This is a genomic window from Pleomorphomonas sp. T1.2MG-36, from assembly GCF_950100655.1.
Taxonomy (GTDB): Bacteria; Pseudomonadota; Alphaproteobacteria; order Rhizobiales; family Pleomorphomonadaceae; genus Pleomorphomonas.
Genome location: NZ_CATNLY010000012.1, coordinates 75,098 through 93,372 on the forward strand (window position 1 = coordinate 75,098; position 18,275 = coordinate 93,372).

The window sequence follows — 18,275 nt, forward strand, 5'->3', positions numbered from 1 at the left end:
CGTCAGCCCTTCATCACGTTGATGTCTTCGACCGCGATGGAGCCGCGGTTGCGGAAGAATGCGACCAGGATGGCAAGGCCGATGGCGGCCTCGGCGGCGGCGACCGTCAGCACGAACAGGGCAAAGACCTGTCCGACGAGATCGCCGAGGAAGTGCGAGAAGGCGACGAGGTTGAGGTTGACCGCGAGTAGGATCAATTCGACGCTCATCAGAATGACGATGACGTTCTTCCGGTTGAGGAAGATGCCGAGCACCCCGAGCGTGAACAGGATCGCCGCGACCGACAGATAGTGCGCAAGACCGAGCGTCATGGGGTCAACCTTCCTTATCCGGCGTGGGGCGATGCAGTTGATAGGTCACAGTCCCCTCCCCGGCTCGACATGCTTGACTTCGATGGCCGTCGCACGGGTACGCGCCACCTGGACGGAGATGTTCTGGCGCCGGACGGAAGCGCGGTGGCGCAGCGTCAGCGTGATGGCGCCGATCATGGCAACGAGCAGCACGAAACCGGCGACCTGGAAGAAGTAGACATAACGGGTGTAGAGCAGTTGCCCGAGCGCCAGCGTGTTGGAAACCTGCGCCGGGTCGGGGATCGGTGCCGTAGCCGTGGCTGTGGCTTCCGGAGCGAACACCCAGGCGCCCGCCACCATCAGAAGTTCTGCCAGGAAGATCAGGCCGACCAGAATGCCGATCGGCAGGTACTGCATGAAGCCCTGTCGAAGCTCGACGAAGTCGACGTCCAGCATCATCACCACGAACAGGAACAGCACCGCCACGGCGCCGACATAGACGACGATCAGCAGCAGGGCGAGGAACTCGGCGCCGGCCAGCATGAACAGGCCGGCCGCATTGACGAAGGCAAGGATCAGGAACAGCACCGAATGCACGGGATTGCGGGAAGAAATCACCATGACCGCCGAAGCGATGGTGACCGCCGCAAACAGATAGAAGAACAAGGCCTGTATCATCTCGCTTCGTCCCCGATGCGCCCGTCGGCGCGTCCAATCCCGTCAGTCTTCCCGTTCGACAGCGCTTTCTTCGACAAGCGCTGCACACGTTTGGCGCGATACGCCCGGCCCCGATCACCGATAAGGAGCGTCGGCCGCGATGTTGCGGGCGATCTCGCGCTCCCAGCGATCGCCGTTCGCGAGCAGCCTCTCCTTGGAGAAATAGAGCTCCTCGCGCGTCTCGGTGGCGAACTCGAAGTTCGGCCCTTCCACGATGGCATCCACCGGACAGGCTTCCTGGCAGAAGCCGCAGTAGATGCACTTCACCATGTCGATGTCGTAGCGCGTGGTGCGACGGGTGCCGTCGTTGCCGCGCGGGCCGGCCTCGATGGTGATGGCCTGAGCCGGGCAGATCGCCTCGCACAGCTTGCAGGCGATGCAGCGCTCCTCGCCGGAAGGATACCGGCGCAACGCGTGCTCGCCGCGGAAGCGCGGGCTCACGGCCCCTTTCTCGAAGGGGTAGTTGATGGTCGGCTTCGCCTTGAAGAAGTAACGCATGGCGAGGAAGAACCCCGACACGAACTCCTTGAGGAGGAAGGACTTTGCCACCTGGCTGAGTTTCATCGTACCCGCTTCCCTCATTCCCGGCCCGACATCGCCGCAAGACAATGCCGGCCGAAACCACGTTCCGTCGCCATCAACCCGGCGCCGGAAGACCCGTTCCCGCCACCGACACGCCCAGCCACCAGCCGAGGGCGGCAAAGACGATGGCGTTGACGACGAACAGAACCTTCATCAGAAGGTCCGCCCGTCGCGGTTCGATCAATCCCGGCCGGCGCTCCAGCGCCCGCCTCACGACCGATGCGATCAAGCCGTAGTCGACGAGACCGACACCGATCCCAACCGCCGCTCCCACCACGCCCGCGAGCGACAGGTCCATCATACCCTCCCCGTCACGCCGCCCAGCCGGTCAGCTGCAGCACGCCGGCCACCAGCACGACGTAGACGAGCGACAACGGCAGGAACACCTTCCAACCAAGGCGCATCAGCTGGTCGTAGCGGTAGCGGGGAACCATCGCCTTGGCCATGGCGATGAAGAAGAACATCAGGACCGACTTGCCCAGGAACCAGACGATGCCCGGCACCCAGGTGAACGGCGCGACATCGATCGGCGGCATCCATCCGCCCATGAACAGCAGCGCCATCATGGCACACATGGTGCAGATGGCGACGTACTCGCCGAGCATGAACATCATGTACGGCGTCGAGCCGTATTCGACCATGTAGCCCGCCACCAGTTCGGACTCGGCTTCGGCGAGGTCGAAAGGCGGACGGTTGGTTTCCGCCAAGGCCGACACGAAGAAGACCACGAACATCGGCAGCAGCGGCAGCCAGTACCAGTTCAGGAAGGAGAGCCAGGGCAGACCGATCATGTCGGCAAGGCCGGTTTCCTGCGATCGGACGATGGCCGAGATGTTGAGCGAGCCGGCGCAGAGCAGCACCGTGATGATGACGAGGCCGATCGACACCTCGTAGGACACCATCTGAGCGGCGCAGCGCAACGCCGACAGGAAGGGATACTTCGAGTTCGACGCCCAGCCGCCCATGATGGCGCCATAGACGCTGAGCGAGGAGATGGCGAGGATGAACAGGATGCCGACGTTGATGTCGGCAATCACCCAGCCGTCGGCAACCGGCACCACCACCCAGGCCAGCAGCGCCAGCGTCGTGGTTACCAGCGGCGCCAGCAGGAACAGCCCCTTGGCCGAGCCCGAGGGGATGACCGGCTCCTTCAGGACGAACTTCAGAAGATCGGCGAACGACTGGAACAGGCCGAACGGTCCGACCACGTTGGGGCCGCGACGGATCTGCACCGCCGCCCAGATCTTGCGATCGGCCAACAGGATGAAGGCGACGATGACGAGCAACAGCACCAGAAGCAGCACGCTCTGAGCGGCGATCACCACGACGGGCCAGACGATATCGGACCAGAAGCTCATGGGGCGTCTCTCATTCCGCTGCGATGGACTGCCCGGAGCGGGCGAGCGCCGAACACTCGGCCATCACCTTGGAGGCGCGAGCGATCGGGTTGGTGAGGTAGAAGTCGGCAATCACCGGAACGAAGGGCTCCGGCCGAACGATGCCGCCAAGCGAGGCGAGCGAGGCGATGGCCTCAGGATCGGCCGCCGGGATGGTATCGATCGCGGCGAACTCCGGATGAGCGGCATAAAGCTTTGCCCGGAGCTGCGCCAGACTGTCGAACGGCAGTCGGCGACCAAGGGCCTCGGACAGGGCTCTCAGCACCGCCCAATCCTCGCGGGCCTCGCCCGGCGGGAAGGCGGCGCGATTGCCGACCTGGATGCGCCCCTCGGTATTGACGTAGGTGCCCGACTTCTCGGCATAGGTGGCGCCGGGCAGAATGACGTCGGCGCGATGGGCACCGGTATCGCCATGGCTGCCGATGTAGACGACGAAGGTATTCGGACCGAGATGCTGCGCACCGAACTCGTCGGCGCCGAGCAGGAACAGCACGTCGAGTTCGCCCTTGGCGGACGCACCGATCATGCCGGCAACGTCGCGACCGCCCTCGCCCGGCACAAGGCCAAGATCGAGCGCGCCGACGCGCGAGGCGGCGGTATGCAGCACCGAGAAGCCGTTCCAGCCCTCGGCAATGGCGCCAACGTCGGTCGCCAGCTTGGCGGCGAGCGACAGCAGCGCCAGACCGTCGTGGCGGACCAGCGCGCCCTGCCCGACGATGACGAGAGGCTTCGCCGCCGCCTTCAGCACGTCGAACGCACCAGTTTCGAGATGCTGCAGCGCGGCCGGGTCGTCGCCCAGGTGGACATGCGGATAGGTGAGATCGACGGGCGCGCCGATGGTATAGACCGGCAGCTTGCCGCCACTCGCCCGCCAACGCTTGCGGATGCGGGCATTCAGCACCGACGCCTCGTGCCGCGGATCGGCGCCGATCATCAGGATGGCGTCAGCTTCCTCAATGCCGGCGATGGTGGCGTTGAATACATAGCTGGCCCGGCCGAACTTCGGATGCAGGGCCGTGCCATCCTGGCGGCCATCGACCGACACGACGCCGAGCGCGGCCATCAGCTCACGCAGCGCGAACATTTCTTCGACGGACGCCAGATCGCCGACGATCGCGCCTATGCGCTCGGGCGCCGTCGAGGTAACGCGGGTGGCGATCGTCGCGAAGGCATCGCCCCACGAGGTCGCCCGGAACCGGCCATCCGCCTTCACGTAAGGCCGATCGAGCCGCTGGGTCCTGAGACCGTCCCAGATGAAGCGCGTCTTGTCGGAAATCCATTCCTCGTTCACCGCCTCGTTGAGGCGGGGCAGCACGCGCATCACCTCGCGGCCGCGCACATCTACGCGGATGGCCGAACCGACGGCGTCCATCACATCGACGGACTCCGTCTTGGACAACTCCCAGGGACGGGCATGGAAGGCGTAGGGCTTGGAGGTGAGAGCTCCGACCGGGCAGAGATCGATGACGTTGCCTTGCAGCTCCGACGACAGCGCCTTCTCGAGATAACTGGTGATCTCGGCATCCTCACCGCGGGAAATGAGGCCCATCTCGGCGATGCCGGCCACTTCCGTGGTGAAACGCACGCAGCGTGTGCAATGGATGCAGCGGTTCATCGACGTCTTGATGAGCGGCCCGAGGTACTTGTCCTCGACAGCGCGCTTGTTCTCGATAAAACGGGAACCGGAGACGCCATAGGCCATCGCCTGATCCTGCAGATCGCACTCGCCGCCCTGATCGCAGATCGGGCAATCGAGCGGATGGTTGATCAGCAGGAACTCCATCACGCCCTCGCGGGCCTTCTTGACCATGGGCGAGTTGGTCAGCACCACCGGCGGCTCGCCATTGGGGCCGGGCCGGAGGTCGCGAACGTTCATGCCGCAGGAGGCGGTCGGCTTCGGCGGGCCGCCCTTCACCTCGACGAGGCACATGCGGCAGTTTCCGGCGACCGACAGGCGCTCGTGGTAACAGAAGCGCGGGATCTCGGCGCCCGCCGCCTCGCATGCCTGCAGCAGCGTCAGCTCCGGAGCCACATCGATCTCGATCCCGTCGACGATCAGTTTTGCCATGTCGACCCAACCCTCGCTGGAGCCGCGCCGCCCATAGCCGGCGGCCGCCCTTCAAACTCGATCAAACCCGTCCGCTCACTCGGCTGCCATGCCGTGCTGGGACACGTAGTCGTCGATCCGCGCCTCGATCACCGGCCGGAAGTTCCGGATCAGCGCCTGCACCGGCCAGGCGGCGGCATCGCCGAGGGCGCAGATGGTATGCCCTTCGATCTGCTTGCTGACCTGGAACAGCATGTCGATTTCTTCACGCGCCGCGTTGCCCTGACGCATGCGCTCCATCACGCGCCACATCCAGCCCGTGCCCTCGCGGCAGGGCGTGCACTGGCCGCAGCTCTCGTGGCGGAAGAAGTAGGAGATACGCGAGATCGCCGCGATCACGTCGGTGGACTTGTCCATGACGATCAGGCCGCCGGTACCGAAGCTGGATCCGATGGCGCGCATGCCGTCGAAGTCCATTTGCGCGTCCATGATCTGGTCGGCGCGAACCACCGGGCACGATGCACCGCCGGGGATCACCGCAAGGAGATTGTCCCAGCCGCCGCGCACGCCACCGGCATGCTTCTCGATAAGATCCTTGAAGGGAATGCCAAGTTCCTCCTCCACCACGCACGGCGTGTTGACGTGGCCGGAGATCATGAACAGCTTGGTGCCCTTGTTGTTGTCGCGACCGAAGCTCGAGAACCAGGCGGCGCCACGCCGCATGATGGTCGGCGTCACCGCGATGGACTCGACGTTGTTCACCGTCGTCGGGCAACCGTAGAGGCCGACGTTGGCCGGGAACGGCGGCTTCATGCGCGGCTGGCCCTTCTTGCCTTCGAGGCTTTCGAGCAGCGCGGTCTCTTCGCCGCAGATGTAGGCGCCAGCGCCGTGGTGGACGAAGACGTCCATGTCCCAGCCCGAACCGCAGGCGTTCTTGCCGAGCAGTCCAGCATCATAGGCCTGATCGACGGCGGCCTGCAGCCGCTCGCGTTCGCGAATGAACTCGCCGCGCACATAGATGTAGGCGGCATGCGCACCCATGGCGAAGCCGGCGAGAAGGCATCCCTCGACGAGGGTGTGCGGATCATGCCGCAGGATCTCCCGGTCCTTGCAGGTGCCGGGTTCGGACTCGTCGGCGTTGACCACTAGATAATGCGGTCGGCCGTCCGACTGCTTGGGCATGAACGACCACTTGAGGCCGGTCGGAAAACCGGCGCCGCCGCGCCCGCGCAGGCCGGACGCCTGGATCTCCTTGATGATGAAATCCCGCCCCTTGGCCAGGATATCCTTGGTGCCATCCCACTGGCCGCGCTTCAACGCGCCCTGCAGGCCCCAATCGTGGCGCCCGTAGATATTGGTGAAGATGCGGTCCTTGTCCTGCAGCATGACTGAGGTTCCCAGGGTCTTCGGTTCGATCTCAGACGGGCTTGTCGCCGTCCTTGTTGGACGGACGCCAGCCACCTGCCAGCTTTGACGATTGCTCGATCCACTTGTCGCGGAAAGCCCGGCCGCGGAAGCTACCGAGGTGCTGGTCGATCCATCTGAGGTTCATTTCATTCCAGCCGGCGATCTGGTCGTAATGATAGACGCCGAGTTTATGCAGCATCTCCTCGAGCTTGGGCCCGACGCCGTAGATCAACTTGAGATCGTCGGCCTTGCCCTCGCGCGCCACCTCGAACAGTTCCGGCTTGTGCTGGTCCGGCACCTTCTCGCCGTCGGCCTGCCCCTGCGCCTCAACCACCTTGGGGATGGGCTTCTCGGCTGCCGGCTTGGCAGTGACGGCCGGAGCCGGAACCGAAGGCGCCGGAGCGGCCGGAGGCGGCGCCAGTTCCTCGCGATCGAAGGCGCGGTACTTGCCGATGACCGAGCCGTCGTAGAGCGCCGGGTCCGTCAGCGCCGTGTCCCCACCCTCGGGCGCGGAATAGAAGCGGCCGTTCTGCGGCCCGGGCGCCGGCGGATTGCCGGTTGCAAGGCCGTCGATCAAGGCGTTGAACGTCTCGGGGGTCAGGTCCTCGTAGGTGTCCTGTCCGACGGTGACCATCGGCGCATTGACGCAGGCACCCGCGCACTCGACCTCTTCCCAGGAAAAATCGCCGTCGGCCGAAAGCTCGAACGGATGGGCGGCAAGCCGGTTCTTGCAGATCGCAATGATATCGTCCGCGCCGCGAAGGCGGCACGGCGTGGTGCCGCAGACCTGGACATGGGCCTTGCGGCCGACCGGCGACAGCTGGAACTGCGTGTAGAAGGTGGCGACCTCCAGAACGCGGATGTCCGGCATGTCGAGCAGCTTGGCGACCGTCTCGATGGCGGGTCGGCTGATCCAGCCCTCCTGGCTCTGCGCGACCATCAGCGCCGGGATCACCGCCGAAGCCTGACGCCCCTCGGGATAGCGGGCAATCACCTTCTGGAGATAGGCGGCATTCTCGTCGGTGAAGGCGAAGCTCTCAGGCTGTTCGGGATGAAGACGACGGACGGACATCAGCGATCCACCTCACCAAACACGATGTCGATCGAGCCGAGCACGGCCGACACGTCGGCCAGGAGATGGCCGCGACAGAGAAAATCCATGGCCTGAAGATGGGCAAACCCGGGGGCGCGGATCTTGACGCGATAGGGCTTGTTGGTGCCGTCCGACACCAGATAGACGCCGAACTCGCCCTTCGGCGCCTCGACGGCGGTGTAAACCTCGCCCTCCGGCACCCGGAAGCCCTCGGTGTAGAGCTTGAAGTGGTGGATCAGCGCTTCCATCGAACGCTTCATTTCGCCCCGGCGCGGCGGCGCGAACTTGCCCTGAGGGGTCAGGACAGGGCCCTTCTCCACCTTCAGGAGGGCGATGCACTGCTTCATGATGCGCACCGACTGCCGCATCTCTTCCATGCGGATGTGGTAGCGGTCGTAGCAGTCGCCGTTCTTGCCGATGGGGATATCGAAGTCGAGCTCGCCGTAAATCTCGTAGGGCTGCGACTTGCGGAGATCCCAGGCGGCGCCCGAGCCGCGCACCATCACGCCCGAGAAGCCCCACTTCCAGGCATCCTCAAGGCTGACGACGCCAATGTCGACGTTGCGCTGCTTGAAGATGCGGTTCTCCGACAGGAGCGCGTCGAGATCGTCGACCGTCCCCAGGAAGGGATCACACCACGCTTCGATATCGGACACGAGCTCTTCCGGCAGGTCCTGATGGACGCCACCCGGACGGAAATAGGCGGCGTGCATGCGCGAACCTGATGCACGCTCGTAGAAGATCATCAGCTTCTCGCGTTCCTCGAAGCCCCAGAGCGGCGGCGTCAGGGCGCCGACGTCCATCGCCTGGGTCGTGACGTTGAGAAGGTGCGACAGGATGCGGCCGATTTCGCAGTAGAGAACGCGAATGATCTGGGCCCGGCGCGGCACGAGAATGCCGGCGAGCCGCTCCACTGCCAGACAATAGGCGTGCTCCTGATTCATCGGGGCGACGTAGTCGAGCCGATCGAAGTACGGCAGGCCCTGCAAGTAGGTGCGAGCCTCGATCAGCTTCTCGGTACCGCGATGAAGGAGACCGATATGCGGGTCGACGCGCTCGACCACCTCGCCGTCCAGCTCCAGCACCAGACGCAACACGCCGTGGGCCGCCGGATGCTGCGGGCCGAAGTTGATATTGAAATTTCTGACCTGGGCTTCAGCCATCGATCGCGCGCCTCAGTTCGTCCTGACCTTCTCGTCGCCCGGCAGCACGTAGGTCGTGCCTTCCCAGGGTGACAGGAAGTCGAAATTGCGGAATTCCTGGTTGAGCCGGACCGGCTCGTAGACGACGCGCTTCTGGGCATCGTCGTAGCGGACCTCGACATAGCCGGTCATCGGGAAGTCCTTGCGGAGCGGATGCCCGTCGAAACCGTAGTCGGTCAGAAGGCGCCGCAATTCCGGATGATCGGAAAACAAGATGCCGAGGAGGTCGTATGCCTCGCGCTCGAACCACAGGGCGCCCGGAAACACCGACGTGATCGAGGGCACCGGCGTCACTTCGTCGGTGGTCACCTTCAGTCGAAGGCGAGCGTTCCGGGTCGGCGACAGCAGGTGGTAGACCACGTCGAAGCGATCGGTACGCTCCGGATAATCGACGCCGCAGATGTCGACGATATTGACGAAGCCGAGATCCGGCGCGTCACGCAGCCGTGTCACGACCTCGACAATGCGCTCGCGCTGCACAACGGCCGTTACCTCGCCATAGGCGACGTTGACCGACAGCGCATCGGTCCCAAGGGCGTTGCCAACGGCCAGCGCCAGTTCGCCGATCAGATCGTTCGGGGCTTCGCTCATGTTTCACCCAGCCTCGTTGTCGCTCAGCGCTCGATGGTTCCGGTGCGCCGGATCTTCTTCTGAAGCAGCAGCACACCGTAGAGCAGAGCCTCGGCGGTCGGCGGACAGCCAGGCACGTAGATGTCGACCGGCACGACGCGGTCGCAGCCGCGCACTACCGAATAGGAATAGTGGTAATAGCCGCCGCCATTGGCGCAGGAGCCCATGGAAATGACGTAGCGCGGCTCCGGCATCTGATCGTAGACCTTGCGGAGCGCCGGAGCCATCTTGTTGGTCAGCGTCCCGGCAACGATCATCACGTCCGACTGGCGCGGCGAACCGCGCGGCGCGAAGCCGAAGCGCTCGACGTCGTAGCGCGGCATCGACACCTGCATCATCTCGACGGCGCAACAGGCAAGACCGAAGGTCATCCACATCAGCGAGCCGGTGCGCGCCCAGTGGATCAGCTCTTCGGTGGAGGTGACGAGCCAGCCCTTGTCGGCCAGTTCGTCGTTGATGCCAGTGAAGAAACCGTCATCGGCGCCGATCGGCTTGCCGGTACGGGGATCGATGATGCCCTTGGGGGCGGGCGACACCAGCGTTTCTCTCGGGCTCAGTCCCATTCCAGCGCCCCCTTCTTCCACTCATAGGCAAAGCCGATGGTCAGCACCCCGAGGAAGGCCATCATCGACCAGAAGCCGAACAGCCCGACGTCCTTGAAGGCAACAGCCCAGGGGAACAGGAAGGCAACTTCCAGATCGAAAATGACGAAGAGGATCGACACCAGGTAGAAACGAACGTCGAACTTCATGCGGGCGTCATCGAAGGCGTTGAAGCCGCACTCGTAGGCCGACAGCTTTTCCGGATCGGGATTCTTGAAAGCCAGCAGGAATGGCGAGACCAGAAGCGCCAGACCGATGGCCAACGCCACACCGAGAAAAATGATCACCGGCAGGTAGTCCCGAAGGAGTTCGTCCATTGTGACCTCATTGGTTCGGACGCAACCCATTTGCGCATCGCAACAATTTGGTGAGGAGTCGCGTGGGGTCGCCGAATTGCTTGTCGCACGGTTAGCGGATAGACCTTCACTTCGCAAGGGCGTCGAAGGTCCGTTTCTAAGGTTTATTACGCTCAGGGGTACCCCGGAGACAATCCGTGAAACTTGACTAAAAGACGCTTGTTTTTATCCCGACATTCCACCACTCCTCATCGCCACGCGCATCGAGGGGAAAAAGCGTTTGAAAACAAATGGTCGACATCGATAAGCCGATCACGATCGACGGCATCCGCGCCGCCCGGGATGCCATTTCAGGTCAGGTGATGCATACCCCTTTCCTGCCGGCGCCTCGCCTCGGTCGGCTGACCGGAGCGGAGGTGTTCGTCAAGTACGAGAACCTTCAGGTGACCTCGGCATTCAAGGAAAGGGGAGCGCTGAACCGGCTCCTGGCACTCTCGACCGACGAGCGGCGGCGCGGGGTGATTGCCATGTCGGCCGGCAACCACGCCCAGGCGGTCGCCTATCATGCGGTTCGGCTCGGCATCGAGGCGACCATCGTCATGCCGGTGACCACGCCGCACGTGAAGGTGTCGGCGACGGCGGGCTATGGCGCCCGCGTCTTGCTCGAAGGCGAGACTGTCGCCGAGGCCGCGGTGGCCGCCGAACGCGTTGGCGCGAACGAGAATCTCGTCTTCATCCACCCCTACGACGACGCTCACGTGATCGCCGGCCAGGGCACGCTGGCGCTCGAAATGCTTGAGGAGAGGCCGGACCTCGATGTGATTGCCGTCCCGGTCGGGGGCGGCGGCCTCATCGCCGGCATGGCAACCGCGGCCAAAGCGTTCAAACCCGATATTCGCATGATTGGCGTCGAAACGCGCATGTATCCGTCCATGTGGGCGGCGCTGAAGGGTATCGACGCCATGGCCGGCGGGGCGACGCTGGCCGAGGGCATCGCCGTCAAGGTGGCCGGGAGCAAGACGCTGCCGATCGTGCGCGACCTCGTCGATACCATCGTGCTCGTCGACGAGAGCCATCTCGAACGGGCGGTCAACGCCTATCTCACGCTGCAAAAGACCATGGCCGAGGGTGCCGGCGCAGCGGGCCTCGCGGCAATGTTCGCCGAGCCGGACCTATTTCGCGGCAGGAAGGTCGGGTTGGTGCTGTCGGGCGGCAACATCGATCCGCGCATTCTCGCCTCGATCATGATGCGGGAGCTGGCTCGCGAGGAGAAGATCGTCGCCATCCGCCTCGCCATACCGGACCGCCCCGGCACGCTTGGCGCCATCACCACCTTGATCGGCGATGCCGGCGGCAACATCCTGGAGGTATCGCACCGCCGGACGGTGCTTGAGATCCCCGCCAAGGGCGCGTCGCTCGACATCACGCTCGAAGCGCGCGACGGCCATCATGCCGAGGAGATCATCGCCGCCCTCAGGGCCAAGGGCTATGGCGTGGAACGAAAATCGGCGGAATAGACGGCCATTCGCGTTGGCGGCGGATTGAAGTCGCGGGCCGCATTCCCATATGCGGCTCATTGTTGCCCAGGAGACTTCCATGTCCAACCGGACCTATGACGCCGCCGACTACATCATCGACGAAGGCCGGCCCGGCCCCGGCGCCGTCAGCGGTATCCGCACGCGCCGTGTCATCGCCTTCCTGATCGATGCGGTCATCATCGCCGTGCTTACGTTCGCGGTCGGCGTGGTGGTGTTCTTCCTCGGCATCGTGACACTCGGCCTCGGCTGGCTGCTCTACCCGATCCTCTGGCCGGCGGTGGCGCTGGTCTACTGCGCCTTCTCGCTCGGCGGACCCAACTCCGCGACGGTAGGCATGCGGACCCAGGGCATCGAAGCCCGCTTCATGGACGGCAGCCGTCTCAATCCCGGCATTGCCGCCATCCACGCCGTGCTGTTCTACTTCTCGGTATCGGTCCTGACCCCGCTCGTGCTGCTGGTGTCGCTGTTCACCGAAAGCAAGCGCCTGCTGCACGACATCGTGCTCGGCGTCGTCTTCGTCAATCGCTATTGATGATCGGTCTCAAGCGCCGGCGGGCCTCCGGCCCCTAGGCTTCCGCTCCGCTTCCCGTCTTTCGAGGTGTCGTCCCGAAAGACTGGTTGCGCGCGGCGGCGCTTGGCGCCGGTAGCCGCTTTGCGGCGGCGAGCATGCCAGGGCAACCACTTCCGTTGATCTTGGTATCTCGCCACAGCCGGCGAAAGATGCCAAGATCGCCGAAGCAGACCGACGCAAGAACCGATGACGCAACACCCGACCGACGCGCCTCAATTCTTTCTGACTGCGCCGTCCGCCTGTCCCTATCTGCCGGGCAAGACGGAACGGAAGGTGTTTACCCATATGGTGGGCGAGCGTGCGGCGGCGATGAACTCCATCCTGAGCCATGGCGGGTTCCGCCGCAGCCAGAATATCGCCTATCGGCCGGCCTGCGAGGAGTGCCGCTCCTGCGTGTCGGTGCGCGTGCGCGTCGACGACTTTCGCCCCGACAAGAGCCAGCGGCGCAACTACACGCGCAACAGCCGCCTGGTCGGCGCCGAACTGCCGCCGGCGGCGACCGGCGAGCAATACTCGCTTTTCCGTTCCTATCTCGATGAGCGCCATGCCGACGGCGGCATGGTGGACATGACGGTGGGCGACTATGCCGCCATGGTGGAAGAGACGCACGTATCGACCATGATGATCGAGTACCGTCGGCGCGGCATCAACACCTTCCTGAGCGGCATGGGCGACGGGCCGCTGATCGGCGCCGCGCTGACCGACGTCCTGATCGACGGCCTGTCCATGGTCTATTCATTCTACGAGCCGGACATGCAAAGCGATGGGCTCGGCACATTCATGATTCTCGATCACATTGAACGAGCGCGGCGGCGGGGCCTGCCCTATCTCTACCTGGGTTACTGGGTGCAAGGCTCGCGCAAGATGGACTATAAGCGTCGCTACAAACCTCTTGAGTATCTGACCTCCAGCGGTTGGGCGATTCTGCCCGACGAGCCGGTGGAGGCGGAGTTCGCGTAAAGGGTTCCACCCGTTGCCCGAAGCGAAGACCGCCGGTTTGGGGCGGCGCTCGCCCGGCATGTGTTTTCGCCTCCTACGTTCGCCGGAGAGCGTGCGTTTCGGGTGAGTGCGCGCAATTCTTCGGCCGGTGTTCGACCGACAGTCCCCATGGAGACGCCCCAGTGACCGGCAGCATTCTCGACACCATCGGCAACACGCCGCTGATCCGTCTTCGCCGTGCTTCCGAGATGACGGGCTGCGAGATTCTCGGCAAGGCGGAGTTCATGAATCCCGGCCAATCGGTCAAAGACCGGGCCGCCCTCTATATCGTTCGCGACGCCCTGAAGACCGGCCGCCTGCAACCGGGCGGCACCGTCGTCGAGGGAACCGCCGGCAACACCGGCATCGGCCTGGCCTTGGTCGGCAGCGCCCTCGGCCTCAAGACGGTGATCGTCATTCCGGATACGCAGTCGCAGGAGAAGAAGGATTACCTTCGCATGGTCGGCGCCGAGTTGGTGGAAGTGCCGGCCGTTCCCTATCGCAATCCAAACAACTACGTGAAGCTTTCCGGCCGCCTCGCCGACCAGCTTGCGAAGACCGAGCCGCATGGCGCGATCTGGGCCAACCAGTTCGACAATGTCGCCAACAGGCAGGCCCACATCGAAACCACGGCGCGTGAGATCTTCCAGCAAACCGACGGCAAGATCGACGGATTCATCTGCGCCGTCGGCTCGGGCGGCACCCTGGCGGGGGTCGGCATCGGCCTCAAGGAGCTGCGGCCCGGCGTGAAGATCGGCCTGGCCGACCCGCACGGAGCGGCGCTGCATTCGTGGTATACGGCCGGCGTGCTGAAAGCCGAGGGATCATCGATCACGGAAGGCATCGGTCAGGGCCGCATCACCGCCAACCTCGAGGGTGCCCCCGTCGATTTCTCCTACCGCATCGGGGACGAAACCGCGCTTGGCGTGTTGTTCGATCTCGTGGAGCATGAGGGCCTCTTCCTTGGCGGCTCCTCGGGCATCAACGTTGCCGGCACCATGGCTCTGGCGCGCGAGCTCGGCCCGGGACACACCATCGTCACCGTGCTTTGCGACGGTGGCGCACGTTACGCGTCGAAGCTCTACAACCCGGCATTCCTGCGGAGCAAAAACCTGACGGTACCCAAGTGGCTCGATGCTCCCAGGAAGTTCAGGCCGCCGTTCGAGGCGGCGTGACGGAGGATAAGCAATGACCGAGGCCCTGTACCTCGAAAACCCCTATCTGGAACTCGCCGAGGCCACGGTGACCGCCGTCGGCACGGATGGAGGTCTCTACGTCGACCGTTCGATATTCTACCCGCAAGGCGGCGGCCAACCCGGCGATCGCGGGTCGATCGAATGGGGAACCGGCTTCAGAACCAGCATCAAGAATGCTGTCTATAGTCCTGACAGGTCTTCGATTGTTCTCATTCCGGACGAGGGACAGGAGCTGCCCCAGCTCGGCCAGACAATCATTCAGCACGTCGATTGGGCACGCCGCCACGCCCTGATGCGGATGCATACGGCGATGCACCTTCTTTCGGTGGTGCTGCCCTATCCCGTGACCGGAGGACAGGTCGGCACCGAGGAAGGTCGACTCGATTTCGATCTTCCGGAAGGCGAGACGGTGGAAAAGGTCTCCGCCACCAACGCCCTCAACGCTCTGATCCAGGCCGATCACGCCGTCATCACCGAATGGATCACCGACGACGAATTGGCGGCCAATCCGGCCCTCGTCAAAACGATGAAGGTGAAGCCGCCAACGGGCGCGGGCCGAGTGCGTCTCGTCCGCATCGGGACCGACATCGACCTGCAGCCTTGCGGGGGAACGCACGTCAAATCGACGGGCGAGATCGGCGAGATGCACATCGCAAAGATCGAGAGCAAGGGCCGCATCAACCGCCGCGTTCGCCTGCACTTCGGCCCACCAGCAGACGCCGCTTAAGCCAACTTCCGGAGGCCTTGATGCCCGTGCATCCCGATCGTCATTTCGTCACCCCCGACTGGCTCCTGCGCCACATAGACGACCCCGACGTGGTCGTCGTCGACGGCTCCTGGCATATGCCGGCGGCCGGCCGCAGCGGCCGGTCCGAGTATCTCGCGAGCCACATTCCGGGAGCGGTGTTCTTCGACCTCGACGCCGTAACCGATACCACGTCGCCCCTGCCCCACATGCTGCCGACGCCCGATGCCTTTGCCGCCGCCGTCGGCGCGCTCGGTATCGGAGACACCCAGACCATCGTCGTCTACGACAGCGTCGGCCTGTTCTCGGCGGCGCGTGTCTGGTGGAGCTTCCGGATCATGGGCGCACGGGACGTCGTGTTGCTCGATGGCGGCCTCCCCGCCTGGGTCGCCGCCGAGCTTCCACTCGAAGCCGGCGAAACGCCCAGGGCGCCGGCAACCTTCAAACCGCACTTCGACCCGGCAGCGGTTCGAAGCTTCGACGAGGTGAAGGCCGCGCTCGGCGGCAACGTCCAGATTGTCGACGCCCGTTCGGCCGGCCGCTTTCATGGACGCGACCCCGAACCGCGCGCCGGCCTCCGGTCCGGTCACATGCCCGGCGCCATCAATCTGCCGTTCGGCGAGGCGATCGAAGGTGGTCGGTTGAAGTCAGCCAACGATCTCCGGGCCTTGTTCGCGGCGCGCGGCATCGACCCAAACAAGCCGGTCATCGCCAGCTGCGGCTCGGGCGTGTCGGCAGCAGTCATCGCGCTCGCCCTCGACGTGCTCGGGGCGCGAGAGGTCGCAATCTATGATGGCTCCTGGACCGAGTGGGGTGGCCGCTCCGATGCCTAGGTGGTGACCGACTGACGGGGACCGCCCCTCGACAGGGTGTGGATGAGGCTTTCGGCCGCATCGGCCGACTGTGCCGTGACGAGACCGAAGGAAATGACGAACTTGGCGGCATCCTCGACCGTCATGTCGAGAATGACCACATCCTCGCGCGGGATGAACACGAGGTATCCGCCGGTCGGGTTGGGCGTCGTCGGCACGTAGACCGTAAGCATGTCGTCGCCGCCCTCCAGCCGGTCGGCGACCTCGCCGCGCGTCGTGCCGGCCACGAAGCCTATGGTCCAGATACCGGGATGCGGAAAGCGGACCAGTGCCGCCTGCTTGAAGGCGTTACCCTTGTCGGCGAGCACCGAGGAGAAGATCTGCTTCAACCCCTTGTAGAGGTTGCGCACCAGCGGCATGCGATCCACGAGCTCCTCCGAATAGGAGAAGATCGAGGCGCCGACGATATTGGCCGTCAGAAAACCGATGAGCGTGATGACGATGAGGGCGACCACCAGGCCATAGCCCGGAACGCGAAATGGCAGATAGGTGTCAGGGTTGTAGGCGAGCGGCAAATAGGGCTTCACCCAGCTGTCGATCCACGACACCATCGACCAGGTGATGTAGATGGTGATGCCGGCCGGCCCGGCCACCAGCAATCCGGTCAGGAAATAGTTCCTAAGTTTCGTCACGCCCCCTGTCCTTCCGATTCATCGTCCTGTCACACCATATTGCCCATCCATGGGGAACAAGTGAAGTTTTCGCTGTCGCCGGGCTAGCCTTGCCAGGCCCTGAATGACGCAATCGTGAAACACTCGTGGGTAAGCACGACAACCGGGGCCGGCAGCGACTCATTGCCCTTGAGTGAATCGGCTTCCTCATCCTTTATGAAAGAGACTGGCCGAAATGCGGCCTTTCGGCGTTTGGGGTGCTCTCGTGAACGGCGAGCGTGACGACAGATATGGCGGCGGAAGCGGGTTGCCCGGTTCCGGCTCCTTTGCGTTGTCGGTGTGGTTCGCCATCGCGGCCCTGGCACTGCTGTTCGCCGTCGTCGCTCTCGTCTACGGCAATCCAACCCGGGAAGCCGCTGCCCAGCCGCCGCGCCCGGTTGCGTCGGGAGGCGGGGCGACCCTGCTGCGAGGAACGGCAGCATCGGAGGCGGGTTCGGTGGCAACGCCGTCGAGTGGGCGCAGCGACATGGTTGGCGCCCCGACCCGTGATGGCGATATCGCCACGGAACTTGCCAAAGTACGGATCGAAAACGCGGCGCTCCGGCAGACGACCGAGCTCCTGCGCGGTCAGATCGATGCCTTGTCGGAACGGCTCGGCAAGATCGAGGGGCGATTTTCGGAGATGACCGGCAGCATCGGCGCGCCGACGGCACCGGCGCTCGGGACGAAAAGCGGCCTGCCGTCGTCGTCGACACGCAACTTCGACGATCTCGTGCCGCCGGACGGCAGCTCGCAAAGCGAGGCGGCCTATACCCAATTCGGCATGGAGCTGGGTACTTACGGCGACCTGACCTCGCTGAAGACGGCGTGGTCGGACCTCGTGAGGCAATATCCGGCGCTGTTCGAAGGACTGGATGGCCTCGCCACCATCCGCGACCGTGGCGGACGCACCGAACTGCTGCTGATCGCCGGGCCGTTCCGCAACGCTGCAGAAGCCGCGGAGCGGTGTGGCAAGGCGGAAGCGTCAGGCATCAAGTGCCTGCCGGCCTTTTATCTGGGACAACAGCTGTCAATGCATTGAGGCCGGTTAGGACACCGGCCTTGCGTTTGTCAGGGAGTCTTGACCGGGCAGGCAGTTGCCGGATCGACCGAATAGGGATCGCAGATCGACGGCTCGGCGGGCTTGAAGGCGGACTCGGTTTCCTGAATCAGCGCCTGGGCCTCTTCGTTCTGCTGCTGACGGGCAACCGAAAGGGCCATCACCGCCGACGTGTTGTCGGACGGCATCCGGTAACCCCGGCTCTGGGCTTCCAGCGCCGCAGCCAACGCCGCCTGCTGGTTGGCATCGCGAACGATAGGCTTCTCTGCCTTGGGCTCGCTGGAAGCCACCGAGAGAAAATCTGAGGGTCCGCTTGCACATCCCCCAAGGGTGAGAACGGCAAAAACGGCGGTGGCGGCCGCAAGCGGCCATGAAGAACGGGACGTCGGGAAGCGCATGAAG

The 18,275-nt window shown here is 64.4% G+C and carries 21 protein-coding genes; 7 read left to right on the plus strand and 14 right to left on the minus strand.

The genetic code is table 11. The features are described from left to right. Positions 1-2: 2 nt before the first annotated feature. From nuoK to QQZ18_RS07385, 12 genes are all read right to left on the minus strand, one after another. Positions 3-311, minus strand: a complete 309-nt coding sequence (nuoK, locus tag QQZ18_RS07330; RefSeq protein WP_026783452.1) for an NADH-quinone oxidoreductase subunit NuoK — start codon at positions 309-311, stop codon at positions 3-5. Between the two features lie 45 nt (positions 312-356). Then, positions 357-968 (minus strand): NADH-quinone oxidoreductase subunit J, encoded by a 612-nt coding sequence (locus QQZ18_RS07335; protein ID WP_284539593.1) that lies wholly within the window; start codon positions 966-968, stop codon positions 357-359. Between the two features lie 114 nt (positions 969-1,082). Continuing rightward, entirely contained in the window at positions 1,083-1,571 is a 489-nt protein-coding gene (nuoI, locus tag QQZ18_RS07340; protein WP_134180428.1) for an NADH-quinone oxidoreductase subunit NuoI, read from the minus strand. 73 nt (positions 1,572-1,644) lie between these two features. Beyond that, the gene (locus QQZ18_RS07345) at positions 1,645-1,887 is read right to left on the minus strand and encodes a hypothetical protein (RefSeq protein WP_284539597.1); all 243 of its coding nucleotides are present in this window, start codon (positions 1,885-1,887) and stop codon (positions 1,645-1,647) included. Positions 1,888-1,900: 13 nt separating this feature from the next. Then, positions 1,901-2,947 carry an NADH-quinone oxidoreductase subunit NuoH gene (gene nuoH, locus QQZ18_RS07350; RefSeq protein WP_284539598.1) on the minus strand — a complete coding sequence of 349 codons (1,047 nt, stop codon included), beginning with the start codon at positions 2,945-2,947 and terminating at the stop codon, positions 1,901-1,903. 10 nt (positions 2,948-2,957) lie between these two features. Continuing rightward, positions 2,958-5,054 carry an NADH-quinone oxidoreductase subunit NuoG gene (nuoG, locus tag QQZ18_RS07355; RefSeq protein WP_284539600.1) on the minus strand — a complete coding sequence of 699 codons (2,097 nt, stop codon included), beginning with the start codon at positions 5,052-5,054 and terminating at the stop codon, positions 2,958-2,960. A 75-nt stretch (positions 5,055-5,129) separates the two neighbouring features. After that, positions 5,130-6,419 (minus strand): NADH-quinone oxidoreductase subunit NuoF, encoded by a 1,290-nt coding sequence (gene nuoF, locus QQZ18_RS07360; protein WP_284539602.1) that lies wholly within the window; start codon positions 6,417-6,419, stop codon positions 5,130-5,132. 31 nt (positions 6,420-6,450) lie between these two features. After that, positions 6,451-7,512: an NADH-quinone oxidoreductase subunit NuoE gene (nuoE, locus tag QQZ18_RS07365; protein WP_284539604.1), complete on the minus strand. Its 1,062-nt coding sequence runs from the start codon at positions 7,510-7,512 to the stop codon at positions 6,451-6,453. Further along, positions 7,512-8,696 carry an NADH-quinone oxidoreductase subunit D gene (locus QQZ18_RS07370; RefSeq protein WP_284539606.1) on the minus strand — a complete coding sequence of 395 codons (1,185 nt, stop codon included), beginning with the start codon at positions 8,694-8,696 and terminating at the stop codon, positions 7,512-7,514. The genes nuoE and QQZ18_RS07370 overlap by 1 nt, the downstream gene beginning before the upstream one ends. Positions 8,697-8,708: 12 nt before the next feature. After that, on the minus strand, positions 8,709-9,326 hold the full coding sequence (locus QQZ18_RS07375) for an NADH-quinone oxidoreductase subunit C (protein WP_284539608.1): 618 nt from the start codon (positions 9,324-9,326) through the stop codon (positions 8,709-8,711). Between the two features lie 23 nt (positions 9,327-9,349). Continuing rightward, on the minus strand, positions 9,350-9,928 hold the full coding sequence (locus QQZ18_RS07380) for a NuoB/complex I 20 kDa subunit family protein (RefSeq protein ID WP_134180411.1): 579 nt from the start codon (positions 9,926-9,928) through the stop codon (positions 9,350-9,352). Continuing rightward, on the minus strand, positions 9,919-10,284 hold the full coding sequence (locus QQZ18_RS07385; RefSeq protein WP_284539611.1) for an NADH-quinone oxidoreductase subunit A: 366 nt from the start codon (positions 10,282-10,284) through the stop codon (positions 9,919-9,921). The genes QQZ18_RS07380 and QQZ18_RS07385 overlap by 10 nt, the downstream gene beginning before the upstream one ends. Before the next feature lie 269 nt (positions 10,285-10,553). On the opposite strand from QQZ18_RS07385, the gene QQZ18_RS07390 reads away from it, so the two are divergent. The 6 genes from QQZ18_RS07390 (at position 10,554) to sseA (ending at position 16,124) form a co-directional block, all read left to right on the plus strand. After that, entirely contained in the window at positions 10,554-11,780 is a 1,227-nt protein-coding gene (locus QQZ18_RS07390) for a threonine ammonia-lyase (RefSeq protein ID WP_284539613.1), read from the plus strand. Between the two features lie 79 nt (positions 11,781-11,859). After that, a complete protein-coding gene (locus QQZ18_RS07395; protein WP_284539615.1) occupies positions 11,860-12,333 on the plus strand; it encodes an RDD family protein in 474 nt (157 codons plus the stop codon). A gap of 225 nt (positions 12,334-12,558) precedes the next feature. Beyond that, positions 12,559-13,332 carry an arginyltransferase gene (locus QQZ18_RS07400; protein WP_284539617.1) on the plus strand — a complete coding sequence of 258 codons (774 nt, stop codon included), beginning with the start codon at positions 12,559-12,561 and terminating at the stop codon, positions 13,330-13,332. Positions 13,333-13,493: 161 nt separating this feature from the next. Next, positions 13,494-14,525 carry a cysteine synthase A gene (locus QQZ18_RS07405; protein ID WP_284539619.1) on the plus strand — a complete coding sequence of 344 codons (1,032 nt, stop codon included), beginning with the start codon at positions 13,494-13,496 and terminating at the stop codon, positions 14,523-14,525. Between the two features lie 13 nt (positions 14,526-14,538). Beyond that, positions 14,539-15,273 (plus strand): alanyl-tRNA editing protein, encoded by a 735-nt coding sequence (locus QQZ18_RS07410; protein WP_284539621.1) that lies wholly within the window; start codon positions 14,539-14,541, stop codon positions 15,271-15,273. 20 nt (positions 15,274-15,293) lie between these two features. Then, positions 15,294-16,124, plus strand: coding sequence for a 3-mercaptopyruvate sulfurtransferase (sseA, locus tag QQZ18_RS07415; protein WP_284539623.1), 831 nt, complete (start codon positions 15,294-15,296; stop codon positions 16,122-16,124). Here the strand turns inward: sseA and QQZ18_RS07420 are convergent. After that, the gene (locus QQZ18_RS07420; protein WP_284539625.1) at positions 16,121-16,795 is read right to left on the minus strand and encodes a DUF502 domain-containing protein; all 675 of its coding nucleotides are present in this window, start codon (positions 16,793-16,795) and stop codon (positions 16,121-16,123) included. The two genes, sseA and QQZ18_RS07420, sit on opposite strands and share 4 nt — an antisense overlap. A 214-nt stretch (positions 16,796-17,009) precedes the next feature. Between QQZ18_RS07420 and QQZ18_RS07425 the strand changes: the two genes are divergently transcribed. Continuing rightward, entirely contained in the window at positions 17,010-17,855 is an 846-nt protein-coding gene (locus tag QQZ18_RS07425; RefSeq protein ID WP_284539626.1) for a hypothetical protein, read from the plus strand. Positions 17,856-17,884: 29 nt separating this feature from the next. Here QQZ18_RS07425 and QQZ18_RS07430 read toward each other — a convergent pair whose 3' ends face one another. Further along, complete coding sequence (locus QQZ18_RS07430; protein ID WP_284539628.1) at positions 17,885-18,163, minus strand: hypothetical protein; 279 nt, start codon at positions 18,161-18,163, stop codon at positions 17,885-17,887. Positions 18,164-18,275 lie beyond the last annotated feature (112 nt).

Excerpts from the sequence above, each read along its gene's own strand:
- QQZ18_RS07335 (WP_284539593.1), bottom strand. The coding sequence starts at position 968 with ATGATACAGGCCTTGTTCTTCTATCTGTTTGCGGCGGTCACCATCGCT.
- nuoF (WP_284539602.1), bottom strand. The coding sequence starts at position 6,419 with ATGCTGCAGGACAAGGACCGCATCTTCACCAATATCTACGGGCGCCAC.
- QQZ18_RS07385 (WP_284539611.1), bottom strand. The coding sequence starts at position 10,284 with ATGGACGAACTCCTTCGGGACTACCTGCCGGTGATCATTTTTCTCGGT.
- nuoK (WP_026783452.1), bottom strand. The coding sequence starts at position 311 with ATGACGCTCGGTCTTGCGCACTATCTGTCGGTCGCGGCGATCCTGTTC.
- QQZ18_RS07395 (WP_284539615.1), top strand. The coding sequence starts at position 11,860 with ATGTCCAACCGGACCTATGACGCCGCCGACTACATCATCGACGAAGGC.
- QQZ18_RS07345 (WP_284539597.1), bottom strand. The coding sequence starts at position 1,887 with ATGGACCTGTCGCTCGCGGGCGTGGTGGGAGCGGCGGTTGGGATCGGT.
- QQZ18_RS07380 (WP_134180411.1), bottom strand. The coding sequence starts at position 9,928 with ATGGGACTGAGCCCGAGAGAAACGCTGGTGTCGCCCGCCCCCAAGGGC.
- QQZ18_RS07425 (WP_284539626.1), top strand. The coding sequence starts at position 17,010 with ATGCGGCCTTTCGGCGTTTGGGGTGCTCTCGTGAACGGCGAGCGTGAC.
- QQZ18_RS07390 (WP_284539613.1), top strand. The coding sequence starts at position 10,554 with ATGGTCGACATCGATAAGCCGATCACGATCGACGGCATCCGCGCCGCC.
- QQZ18_RS07400 (WP_284539617.1), top strand. The coding sequence starts at position 12,559 with ATGACGCAACACCCGACCGACGCGCCTCAATTCTTTCTGACTGCGCCG.
- nuoG (WP_284539600.1), bottom strand. The coding sequence starts at position 5,054 with ATGGCAAAACTGATCGTCGACGGGATCGAGATCGATGTGGCTCCGGAG.
- nuoE (WP_284539604.1), bottom strand. The coding sequence starts at position 7,512 with ATGTCCGTCCGTCGTCTTCATCCCGAACAGCCTGAGAGCTTCGCCTTC.
- sseA (WP_284539623.1), top strand. The coding sequence starts at position 15,294 with ATGCCCGTGCATCCCGATCGTCATTTCGTCACCCCCGACTGGCTCCTG.
- QQZ18_RS07410 (WP_284539621.1), top strand. The coding sequence starts at position 14,539 with ATGACCGAGGCCCTGTACCTCGAAAACCCCTATCTGGAACTCGCCGAG.
- nuoI (WP_134180428.1), bottom strand. The coding sequence starts at position 1,571 with ATGAAACTCAGCCAGGTGGCAAAGTCCTTCCTCCTCAAGGAGTTCGTG.
- QQZ18_RS07370 (WP_284539606.1), bottom strand. The coding sequence starts at position 8,696 with ATGGCTGAAGCCCAGGTCAGAAATTTCAATATCAACTTCGGCCCGCAG.
- QQZ18_RS07375 (WP_284539608.1), bottom strand. The coding sequence starts at position 9,326 with ATGAGCGAAGCCCCGAACGATCTGATCGGCGAACTGGCGCTGGCCGTT.
- nuoH (WP_284539598.1), bottom strand. The coding sequence starts at position 2,947 with ATGAGCTTCTGGTCCGATATCGTCTGGCCCGTCGTGGTGATCGCCGCT.